Origin of the sequence: Mesonia aestuariivivens (assembly GCF_019311235.1) — a bacterium.
GTDB classification, from domain to species: domain Bacteria; phylum Bacteroidota; class Bacteroidia; order Flavobacteriales; family Flavobacteriaceae; genus Mesonia; species Mesonia aestuariivivens.
This window is the reverse complement of the sequence record NZ_JAHWDF010000047.1, coordinates 1-1,949: the sequence shown is the minus strand read 5'-3', so window position 1 is coordinate 1,949 and position 1,949 is coordinate 1. Positions and strand designations below refer to the sequence as shown.

At 47.5% G+C, this 1,949-nt stretch carries 2 tRNA genes and 1 rRNA gene; all 3 read left to right on the top strand.

The window, feature by feature from the left end:
• Positions 1-27: 27 nt before the first annotated feature.
• A 16S ribosomal RNA gene (locus KW502_RS15185) occupies positions 28-1,553 on the top strand.
• A 96-nt stretch (positions 1,554-1,649) separates the two neighbouring features.
• A tRNA-Ile gene (locus KW502_RS15180) sits at positions 1,650-1,723 on the top strand.
• A 102-nt stretch (positions 1,724-1,825) separates the two neighbouring features.
• Positions 1,826-1,899, top strand: a tRNA-Ala gene (locus tag KW502_RS15175).
• Positions 1,900-1,949 lie beyond the last annotated feature (50 nt).

Below are 1,949 nucleotides of genomic sequence, written 5' to 3'. Positions count from 1 at the left end.
TAAGTATTGTAAAATATTTAAAAAACAACGATGAAGAGTTTGATCCTGGCTCAGGATGAACGCTAGCGGCAGGCCTAACACATGCAAGTCGAACGGTAACAGCAGAGCTTGCTCTGGCTGACGAGTGGCGCACGGGTGCGTAACGCGTATACAATCTACCTATTACTGGAGTATAGCCCGAAGAAATTTGGATTAATCCTCCATAGTATTATGAGATGGCATCATTTTATAATTAAAACTGAGGTGGTAATAGATGAGTATGCGTCCTATTAGTTTGTTGGTAAGGTAACGGCTTACCAAGGCATCGATAGGTAGGGGTCCTGAGAGGGAGATCCCCCACACTGGTACTGAGACACGGACCAGACTCCTACGGGAGGCAGCAGTGAGGAATATTGGACAATGGAGGCAACTCTGATCCAGCCATGCCGCGTGCAGGAAGACTGCCCTATGGGTTGTAAACTGCTTTTATAGAGGAAGAAACCTCCCTACGTGTAGGGAGCTGACGGTACTCTACGAATAAGGATCGGCTAACTCCGTGCCAGCAGCCGCGGTAATACGGAGGATCCAAGCGTTATCCGGAATCATTGGGTTTAAAGGGTCCGTAGGCGGGCAGTTAAGTCAGTGGTGAAAGTCTTCCGCTCAACGGGAGAATTGCCATTGATACTGATTGTCTAGAGTTATTATGAAGTGGTTAGAATGAGTAGTGTAGCGGTGAAATGCATAGATATTACTCAGAATACCGATTGCGAAGGCAGATCACTAATAATATACTGACGCTGATGGACGAAAGCGTAGGTAGCGAACAGGATTAGATACCCTGGTAGTCTACGCCGTAAACGATGGTTACTAGCTGTCCGGCTCAATTGAGAGCTGGGTGGCTAAGCGAAAGTGATAAGTAACCCACCTGGGGAGTACGTTCGCAAGAATGAAACTCAAAGGAATTGACGGGGGCCCGCACAAGCGGTGGAGCATGTGGTTTAATTCGATGATACGCGAGGAACCTTACCAGGGCTTAAATGCAGTCTGACAGGTCTAGAAATAGACTTTTCTTCGGACAGATTGCAAGGTGCTGCATGGTTGTCGTCAGCTCGTGCCGTGAGGTGTCAGGTTAAGTCCTATAACGAGCGCAACCCCTGTGGTTAGTTGCCAGCGAGTAATGTCGGGAACTCTAGCCAGACTGCCAGTGCAAACTGTGAGGAAGGTGGGGATGACGTCAAATCATCACGGCCCTTACGTCCTGGGCTACACACGTGCTACAATGGTAGGGACAGAGAGCAGCCACTGGGCGACCAGGAGCGAATCTACAAACCCTATCACAGTTCGGATCGCAGTCTGCAACTCGACTGCGTGAAGCTGGAATCGCTAGTAATCGCATATCAGCCATGATGCGGTGAATACGTTCCCGGGCCTTGTACACACCGCCCGTCAAGCCATGGAAGCTGGGGGTACCTGAAGTCCGTTGCCGTAAGGAGCGGCCTAGGGTAAAACTGGTAACTGGGGCTAAGTCGTAACAAGGTAGCCGTACCGGAAGGTGCGGCTGGAACACCTCCTTTCTAGAGCAATTACTATTAATAGTAAAAGCGCAATACGACGACTCGGTAAAACGAGATATTTAGTCTTAATCGTCTGTCAATTATATAAAATGATGCAGTCTCATAGCTCAGCTGGTTAGAGCGCTACACTGATAATGTAGAGGTCGGCAGTTCGAGTCTGCCTGAGACTACGAAAAAAGTTCATAAAGACATATTGAAAGGAAATTTTAGAGGTTGAGTAGCCGTTATAAGTACTGTTAACTAATAACTGGTTAACTAGCTACTAATGTAATGGGGGATTAGCTCAGCTGGCTAGAGCGCCTGCCTTGCACGCAGGAGGTCATCGGTTCGACTCCGATATTCTCCACTGTTTAATTATTAATTGATGATTATTAATTAGTGATTAAAAAACGTTCA